Raw genomic sequence first — 8,550 nt, forward strand, 5'->3', positions numbered from 1 at the left:
GACATCCGGGTGGTGGCCTTCCCGCAGCACGGGGCGCGGCGGACGCCGGGCGCCGGACGCCGGGGCGCTGCTCGCGGAGGCCGCGGCGAGCGGGCTGATCGACGCCGTGGGCGGGATCGACCCGGCGGGTTTCGACGGGGTGGGTGCCGCGGGCGAGGGCCCGTACCAGTTCGACCGGGTCTTCGGCCTCGCCGAGGAGCACGGCCTGCTCGTCGACGTCCACCTGCACGACACCGGGGAGCGCGGGCCGGCGCCGCTGCGGGGCATCGCCGCCCGGACGAGGGCGGCCCGGCTGCAGGGCGGGTGGTGGTGAGCCGTGCGTTCTGCGTGTCGGAGCCGGCCGGGGCCGCGCTGGACGGCCTGGCGGAGCTGCTGGCCGGTGCCGGGATCGGGCTGACGACCGTGGCACCGTCCGCGCACCAGGCGCTGCCGTTCCGGGTGCTGGCGGCGCACGGCGGGCGGGTGGGCCTCGGCTCGGACGGCGTGCGCGACTCGTGGAGCCCGTTCGGCAACGCCGACATGCTGCACCGCACGCATCTGCCGGGCTGGACGACCGATGCGCGGACGGACGGCGAGCCGGCCGAGTGCTTCGCGCCGGCCTCCGCGGGCCACGGCGAGCTGCTCGGGCCGGCCGTCGCGGATCTGTCGCCCGGGTCCCCGGCGGACTTCCTGCCGGTCGAGGGCGAGTGCCTGCCGCAGGTGGCGGTCGATCTGCCCCGGCGGGACCTGGCCGTCCGGGCGGGCCGGGTGGTCGCCCGGGACGGGCGGTGCACGGGTTGAGCGCCGGTCGGCCGGGCGGCCGTCCGCACCATTCGTGGTGAAGTGCCCGGATCATCCCTAGGATGGATGACCGGCGCTCGGGCGTGGCCGGACGGGTGACGTCCAGGGCGGGAAGCCGATCAGCTCGGGACGGGGTCCCCATGGCTCAGGCCGCCGGTCCGCCGCGGACCGTTCTCATCACCGTGGACGACGATCCGGCGGTGTCCCGCGCCGTCGCCCGGGACCTGCGGCGACGCTACGGCGAGTCGTACCGGGTGGTGCGTGCGGAGTCCGGCGAGTCGGCGCTGGAGGCCCTGCGGGAGCTGAAGCTGCGCGGCGATCCGGTGGCGGTGATCATCGCGGACTACCGGATGCCGGCGATGAGCGGCATCGAGTTCCTCGAACAGGCGATCGACATCTACCCGGACGCGCGGCGGGTTCTGCTGACCGCGTACGCGGACACCGGTGCGGCGATCGACGCCATCAACGTGATCGATCTCGACCACTACCTCCTCAAGCCCTGGGAACCGCCGGAGGAGAAGCTCTACCCCGTGCTGGACGACCTGCTGGAGGTGTGGCGGGCCGCCGACCACCACCAGGTCGCCGTCACCAAGGTCGTCGGCCACCGCTGGTCCGCACGCTCCTCGACGGTGCGCGAGTTCCTGGCCCGCAACGAGGTGCCGTACCGCTGGTACTCCTCCGACGACCCCGAGGGGCGGCGGCTGCTCGCGGCCGCGGGCCAGGACGGCCGCCGGCTGCCGCTGGTGGTCACCCCGGACGGCACCGCGCTGGTCGAGCCCACCGACGGGGACCTCGCCGCCCGGGTCGGCCTGGCGACGACCCCGGCCGCCGACTTCTACGACCTGGTCATCATCGGCGGCGGGCCGGCGGGGCTCGGCGCGGCCGTGTACGGCGCCTCCGAGGGGCTGCGGACCGTCCTGGTGGAGCGGTCCGCGACCGGCGGCCAGGCCGGCCAGAGCTCGCGGATCGAGAACTACCTCGGCTTCCCGGACGGCGTGTCCGGCGCGCAGCTCACCGACCGGGCGCGGCGCCAGGCGGCGAAGTTCGGCGCCGAGATCCTGACCGCGCGGGAGGTCACCGGGCTGGAGGTCGGCGGCGCGGCGCGGGTCGTCCGGTTCGCCGACGGCTCGGCGATCGCCGCCCATGCGGTGATCCTCGCGACAGGCGTGTCGTACCGGCAGCTGGACGCCCCCGGGGCGGCGGAGCTGACCGGCTGCGGGGTGTTCTACGGCTCGGCGCTGACCGAGGCGACCGCCTGCCAGGGCCAGGACGTGTACATCGTCGGCGGCGCCAACTCGGCCGGCCAGGCGGCGATCTTCCTGGCCCGCAACGCCAAGTCGGTGACCCTGGTGGTGCGCAGGCCCTCGCTGGCGGCGACCATGTCGCACTACCTCGTGCAGCAGGTCGAGGAGGCCCCGTCGATCTCCGTCCGCGCCAACACGGTGGTGGAGGCGGTGCACGGCGAGCACCAGTTGGAGCGGCTCACACTGCGGGACACGGAGACCGGCGGCAGCGAACTCGTCGACGCGCAGTGGATGTTCGTGTTCATCGGGGCCGCGCCGCGGACGGACTGGCTGGAGGGCACGGTGCGCCGGGACGCCCGCGGGTTCATCCTGACCGGCCCCGACCTGGCGCCCGAGGGGCGGCTGCCGGCCGGATGGGAGCTGGACCGTCCGCCCTACCACCTGGAGACGAACATCCCCGGCGTGTTCGTGGCCGGGGACGCCCGCGCCGAGTCGGCCAAGCGCGTCGCCTCCGCCGTCGGCGAGGGCGCGATGGCCGTGATGCTCGCCCACCGATACCTGGAGCAGTCTTGACTTCCTCCTCCGCTCAGAGGCGGGGGATTCCGGCGGTCGCCCGCCGGGGTTCCCGCTTCACCGACGACCGCCCCGTCCGCGAGGACTCCCGTTGAGGTCTTACACCGTCGCCACAGGCAGACGCCGCCAGCCCGGCGGCCAGGATGTTGCGTGCCGCATTCACGTCGCGGTCATGCACGACGCCGCAGCCGCACGTCCACTCGCGGACGTTCAGCGGCATCTTCGCCGCGACCGTGCCGCAGGCCCCGCACAGCTTGCTGGACGGGAACCAGCGGTCGACCACGACGACTTCGCGCCCGTACCAGGCGCACGTGTACTCCAGTATGGAGCGCAGTTCCGTCCAGGCCGCATCAGCAATGGCCCGCGCACGCCTGCCGTTCTGCAGCAGGTTGCGGACGGTGAGGTCCCCGACCACGACTGTTTGGTTCTCACGGACGAGACGAGTCGACAGCTTGTGCAGGAAGTCCCGGCGCCGGTCGGCGATCCTCGCGTGGACCTTGGCGACGCGGCGCCGGTCCTTCTCCCGGTTCGCCGAGCCCTTCGCCTTCCGCGCCAGCTCACGCTGCGCGCGGACCAGCCGGGCGCGGTCACGGCGCTCGTGCTGGGGGTTGGCGACCTTCTCCCCGGTGGACAGCGCAACCAGGGAACTGATCCCGACGTCCAAGCCGACCGCCGCACCGGTGGTGGGGGCCGGGACGATGCTGTCCTCGCACAACAGGGACACGAACCAGCGGCCCGCGCCGTCACAGGACACGGTGACGGTGGTCGGCTCCGCACCGTCGGGCAGCGGACGCGACCAGCGGATGTCCAACGGCTCCGCCATCTCGGCCAGAGTCAGGTGCCCGTCACCTCACTTGAAGGCGCTGCGGGTGTACTCGGCCGACGCACGGGACTTCTTCCGGCTCTTCTGTCGCGGGTACCTGGCCCGCTTGGCGAAGAAGTTCCCGAATGCCGTCTGACGATGGCGCAGCGCCTGCTGGAGCGGGACGGAGGACAACACCTCCGTCAGGAAGGCGAGTTCCTCGGTCCTCTTCCACTCCGTCAGCGCGGCGGACGACTGCACGTAGGAGAGGCGGCGCTGCTCGCCGCACCAAGCCCGCGTGCGCTCCTCCAGCGCCTTGTTGTACACGAGGCGGACGCAGCCGAACGTGCGGGACAGCTCGGCTGCCTGCTCGCCCGTGGGGTAGAAGCGGTACTTGAATGCCCGCTTGACCTGCTGCGTCACACCTCACGGTCTATCACTTTCCGTGTGAGCGGCAGGTGTCGGCCGGTGGTCGCAGGCACCCGATCGCTCTGGCGGCGATTCGGCTTTCCCCGCCCTGCTCCGCAGGAGCTCCGTTCCTTCCCTGGCCCGAGGGCCGGGGCATCCGCGAAGGGATCACGATGACCGGCGCACCGTTGCCCTGCGACCCGGTGGAGCTCTCCACCCTCTTCCTGTTCGAGGAGCTCGCCCCGGAGCAGCTCGACCGGCTCTGCCGGGAGGGCTCGGTGGTGGAGGTCGGGCCGGGGCCGGTGTACGCCGAGGGCGATCCGGCGACCTGCTTCTACGTGCTGCTGGAGGGCACGGTGGTGCTCTCCCGCAAGGTCGGGGACTCCGACGTGGAGGTCACCCGGACCTCGGACCGCGGGGTGTACGCCGGGGCGTTCCAGTCCTACCTGGGCGACCGGGTTCCGCAGGTGTACAACAGCTCGCTGAAGGTGCCGGAGCGCTCGCGCTTCTTCGTGCTGCCCGCGGAGAGCTTCGCGCAGGTCGTGCGGGAGTGGTTCCCGATGGCCGTGCACCTGCTGGAGGGGCTGTTCTTCGGCTACAAGAGCGCGCAGGCCGCGGTCGGGCAGCGGGAGCGGCTGCTCGCCCTGGGAGCGCTGTCCGCCGGCCTCACCCACGAGTTGAACAATCCCGCGGCGGCGGCCGTCCGGGCCACCTCGGCGCTGCGCGAGCGGGTCGCCGGGATGCGGCACAAGCTCGGCGTGATCGCGGCGGGCCCGTTCCGGCGGGAGAGCCTGGAGGCGCTGGTCGAGGTCCAGGAGCGGACGGCCGAGCGGGTCGCCAAGGCGATCGCGCTCAGCCCGCTGGAGGCGGCGGACCGGGAGGACGCGGTCGGCGACTGGCTGGAGGAGCACGGCATCGCGGGCGGCTGGCAGCTCGCCCCCACCTTCGTCCAGGCCGGCCTGGACACCGACTGGCTCGACCAGGTCGCGGCGAGGGCGGACGAGGGCCTGCTGGAGGGGGCGGTGCGGTGGCTCAACTACACCGTCGAGACCGAGCTGCTGATGAACGAGATCGAGGAGTCGACCAACCGCGTCTCGGCGCTCGTCGCCGCGGCGAAGCAGTACTCGCAGCTCGACCGGGCGCCCTACGGCACGGCCGACGTGCACGAGTTGATCGACAGCACCCTGCTGATGGTCTCCGGCAAGATCGGCCCGCGGATCCGGGTGGTCAAGGAGTACGACCGGACCCTGCCGGCGATCCCCGCCTACCCGGGCGAGCTCAACCAGGTGTGGACGAACCTGATCGACAACGCCGTCGCCGCGATGGACGGCGACGGCGGGGAGGGCACGCTGACGGTGCGCACCGCACGGGACGGCGACCGGCTGCTCGTCGAGTTCGGCGACACCGGCCCGGGCGTGCCGGAGGAGATCCGCGACCGCATCTTCGACCCGTTCTTCACCACCAAGCCGGTGGGCGAGGGGACGGGCCTGGGCCTCGACATCTCCTGGCGCATCGTCGTCAACAAGCACCACGGCGACCTGCGGGTGGTGTCCGCGCCGGGCGACACCCGGTTCCAGGTGCGTCTGCCGCTGGCCGCCCCCGGGGCCGACGCGGTGGAGCAGCCGTCCTGAGCGGCCGCCGGGCGGCCCGACCGAGAGCGAGGTGGACGGGATGGGATACATCGGCACAGTGGGGCTGGTGCTCCACCCCGAGCGCCAGTGCGCGTCCACCGTGGACGCCGTCCTCGACTGGGGGCACGGGCGGGGTGCGAAGGTGCTGGGGATGGCGGAGGAGGTGCACCGGATCGGCTGCCGCGCGATCCCGGTGGGGGCCGAGGAGATGACCGCGTCCGCGGACCTGCTGATCAGCCTGGGCGGGGACGGCACCATGCTGCGGGCGCTGCGCCTCGCGGTCGGCGGGCACGCGCCCGTCCTCGGGGTCAACGTCGGACGGCTGGGCTTCCTCGCCGAGGTCGACATCCCGGAACTGCCGTCGGCGCTGGACGCGATCGACGAGCACCGGTTCACCGTCGAGCAGCGCTCCGGCGTCCGGGCCGGGTTCGAGGCGGGCCACGAGACGGCGCTCAACGACGTGGTGCTGGTGCGCAGTCCGGGGCAGCGCTCGGCGGAGGTCGCCGTGCGCGTCCAGGAGCAGCCGTTCGTGCAGTACACGGCGGACGCGGTGGTGGTCGCCACGCCCACCGGGTCGACCGCGTACAGCTTCTCCGCCGGCGGCCCGATCGTGTCGCCCAATGCGGAGGGGCTGCTGATCACGCCGGTGGCGCCGCACGCGGTGTTCAACCGCTCGGTCTTCCTCTCCGCGGGCGAGCGGCTGGCCCTGGAGGTGCTGGCGCACAGCGGGGACCTCGCCGTGGAGGCGGACGGCCGACTGGTCGGCCACGTCCGCCCGGGCGACGTCGTCGAGGTGACCATGCTGCCCGCCGCGGCCCGGGTCGTCCGCCTCGGCCGCACCACCTTCTACCAGCGGGCGCAGCGCAAGCTCCGCCTGACCGGCTCCGTCGAAGCGGGCTGACGGGTCGTCGGTGCGGGCGGCGCGCCGTACCGCGCCCGGGTTTCACTCCTTCAGGTGGTCGTTCGTGGCGGAACGACCGGCAACGCTCCGCCCGCCATAGTCTTCCGCCCACGAACGGCCGTGCTCGCGGCCCGACCACCTTCCATTGGAGGCACCGTCCCTATGCTTGACGAGGTCGTGCGGGCGGCGATCCACCCCGCCATCGGGATCGCCCGGGTGGGCAACTCGCCGGAGGAGTTCTACCTCGCGCCCGAGGTGCCGGACCCCCTGCCGGAGGAACCCGGCTTCTACAAGGACGCCTCCGGGGCCGTCAAGCGCGAGGTCGCGCGGTTCCGCGTCTACGGCTACAACGCCCGGGGCGAGGTCGTCGCCGAGCTCACGCCCGACAACGCCGACATCCGGTGGACGGCGCACCTGGCCAACAAGAAGGCCGCCTGGTACCAGTTCCAGCTGGCCCTGGACATCCCGGACGCCGCCCTCGCCAAGCCGGCCGAACTGCGCAACAAGGACATCACCGGGGACCTCCGCCGGGACCTCGTCATCGACCCCGGGGCGATCGGGATCTCCGGCCGCAGCGTCTCCGGGCCGGACTTCCACTTCCGCCGCGGCACCTTCATGGGCAAGGAGGTCTACCTCGGCGAGCTGCGCACCGACGAGGACGGCCGACTGCTGGTGTTCGGCGGCTTCGGAGCGTCGGCCTCGTACAACGGCGTGCCGGTGCACACCTACGCCAACAACGACGGCTGGCACGACGACGTCGCCGACGGCCCGGTCACCGCCGAGGTCACCGTCGGCGGCCGCGGCGTGCCGGTCGACCCGGCCTGGGTGCTCGTCGGGCCGCCCAACTACGCCCCGGCGCTCAAGGGCATCCGCACCCTCCACGACCTGCTGTTCGACGTGTTCGTCGGCACCGGCGCGCTGCCCTTTCCCGAGAAGGTGTCCTTCACCCGGCACATCGCACCGGTGCTCCAGCGCTTCTGCGACCACCAGTGGGTGAACCACGGCTTCGCCGGGTTCTACGGGCACCAGGGGCTGGCGCCGTTCGTGACGCCGGAGGCCATGCAGCGGCTGAGCAGCACCTCCCCCGGCCGCCGGGCGCTGCGCCGTCAGGTGTTCAACGCCCTGCGGGACTTCGGGCGCGACGGCGGCTCACCGGTGCCGTGGCCGTGGCTGTACGGGGACGGGATGGCCGTCCCGCCGCGCACCCCGCTGCAGCACATGGCGCTGTCGCCCACCCAGTACCGGATGTTCCAGTACTGGGCGGACGGCGAGTTCGAGGACGACTGGGGCTCGCCCGACGTCCGGCCGGTGCACCGGCTCGCGGACCTGCCCGCCGCCGAGCAGCCCGCCGCGCTCGACCGTGCGGCCCTGGACTTCTGCCTGGCGGACGCGTTCCACCCCGGGTGCGAGGTCACCTGGCCGATCCGCCACGCCTCGATGTACATGGCGCCGTTCCGGATCCGGCACCGCTCCCCCGACCGGCCCGAGCCGTCGTACGGCACGGTGCTCACCCCCGAGACGGCGCTCTCGGTGAACGGGCCGCTGTACGCCCAGGGGCCGGGCGACCTGAGCCGGTGGATGGCGGTGCCGTGGCAGACCGACACCGCGAGCTGCCGCTCCGGGTACGAGCTGGCCCTGAGCCCCCGCCACGACCCGTACCTGCCGACCTTCTGGCCCGCCCGCGTCCCCAACCACGTCCTCACCGAGGAGGACTACCGGGTGGTGGTGGACGAGAGCCGGCCGCTGGACGAGCGGACGGAGGCCTTCGAGCGCCGGGCGGTGTGGCTGCGCGGCCTCAAGGGGCAGAACGCCGAGCAGCTCAACCAGATGATCGACGACTGGTACCGGCTCGGCATCGTCGAGGTGCGCGACGGCGTCGCCGGCTTCCCGGACCGCATCCAGGTCGAGTCGGCGCCCTCGATCGACCTGACCGGCGTGCCGCACACCCAGAACCTGGTCACCCTGCACGTCCCGCAGGCCGCCGACCCGGCCGCCGCGTCCGTGGCGATCAACCAGGCCATCGCCGTCAGCGGCTACTCCGCCGACGAGGTGACGGCCGGCTTCATCGACAAGGTCGCACCGTTCCGCGACTCCGTCTGATGCCGGCCGGCTCCGGCCGCGGCGCCGCCGGCTACGACGTGCTGGTCGCCGGCGGCGGCCCGGCCGGCGCGGCGGCCGCCCTCACGCTGGCCCGCGCCGGCCGGACGGTCC

The 8,550-nt window shown here is 73.3% G+C and carries 6 protein-coding genes and 2 pseudogenes; 7 read left to right on the forward strand and 1 reads right to left on the reverse strand.

The window, feature by feature from the left end; genetic code table 11:
- From KSNIM_RS03690 to KSNIM_RS03700, 3 genes and pseudogenes are all read left to right on the forward strand, one after another.
- Nucleotides 1-313: pseudogene (locus tag KSNIM_RS03690) on the forward strand (hypothetical protein); the annotation flags it as partial.
- Complete coding sequence (locus KSNIM_RS03695) at nt 310-780, forward strand: hypothetical protein (protein ID WP_263101762.1); 471 nt, start codon at nt 310-312, stop codon at nt 778-780. The pseudogene KSNIM_RS03690 and the gene KSNIM_RS03695, both read left to right, overlap by 4 nt.
- Nucleotides 781-920: 140 nt before the next feature.
- Nucleotides 921-2,597, forward strand: coding sequence for an FAD-dependent oxidoreductase (locus tag KSNIM_RS03700; RefSeq protein ID WP_263101763.1), 1,677 nt, complete (start codon nt 921-923; stop codon nt 2,595-2,597).
- A gap of 13 nt (nt 2,598-2,610) precedes the next feature.
- Here the strand turns inward: KSNIM_RS03700 and KSNIM_RS03705 are convergent.
- Nucleotides 2,611-3,822: pseudogene (locus KSNIM_RS03705) on the reverse strand (RNA-guided endonuclease InsQ/TnpB family protein).
- A gap of 158 nt (nt 3,823-3,980) precedes the next feature.
- Between KSNIM_RS03705 and KSNIM_RS03710 the strand changes: the two are divergent.
- From KSNIM_RS03710 to KSNIM_RS39355, 4 genes are all read left to right on the forward strand, one after another.
- Nucleotides 3,981-5,438, forward strand: coding sequence for an ATP-binding protein (locus tag KSNIM_RS03710; protein WP_263101764.1), 1,458 nt, complete (start codon nt 3,981-3,983; stop codon nt 5,436-5,438).
- A gap of 40 nt (nt 5,439-5,478) precedes the next feature.
- Nucleotides 5,479-6,339 carry an NAD(+)/NADH kinase gene (locus tag KSNIM_RS03715; protein WP_263101765.1) on the forward strand — a complete coding sequence of 287 codons (861 nt, stop codon included), beginning with the start codon at nt 5,479-5,481 and terminating at the stop codon, nt 6,337-6,339.
- A 162-nt stretch (nt 6,340-6,501) separates the two neighbouring features.
- A complete protein-coding gene (locus KSNIM_RS03720; protein WP_263101766.1) occupies nt 6,502-8,439 on the forward strand; it encodes a LodA/GoxA family CTQ-dependent oxidase in 1,938 nt (645 codons plus the stop codon).
- Nucleotides 8,439-8,550, forward strand: a 112-nt coding sequence (locus tag KSNIM_RS39355) for an FAD-binding protein (RefSeq protein WP_411543841.1), incomplete at its 3' end; no start/stop codon positions are given. The genes KSNIM_RS03720 and KSNIM_RS39355, both read left to right, overlap by 1 nt.

Source organism: Kitasatospora sp. DSM 101779, assembly GCF_025655475.1.
Lineage (GTDB): Bacteria > Actinomycetota > Actinomycetes > Streptomycetales > Streptomycetaceae > Kitasatospora.

What these genes read in the sequence shown, in the direction of transcription:
- KSNIM_RS03710 (WP_263101764.1), top strand. Translation starts at nt 3,981, where the DNA reads ATGACCGGCGCACCGTTGCCCTGCGACCCGGTGGAGCTCTCCACCCTC.
- KSNIM_RS03700 (WP_263101763.1), top strand. Translation starts at nt 921, where the DNA reads ATGGCTCAGGCCGCCGGTCCGCCGCGGACCGTTCTCATCACCGTGGAC.
- KSNIM_RS03720 (WP_263101766.1), top strand. Translation starts at nt 6,502, where the DNA reads ATGCTTGACGAGGTCGTGCGGGCGGCGATCCACCCCGCCATCGGGATC.
- KSNIM_RS03715 (WP_263101765.1), top strand. Translation starts at nt 5,479, where the DNA reads ATGGGATACATCGGCACAGTGGGGCTGGTGCTCCACCCCGAGCGCCAG.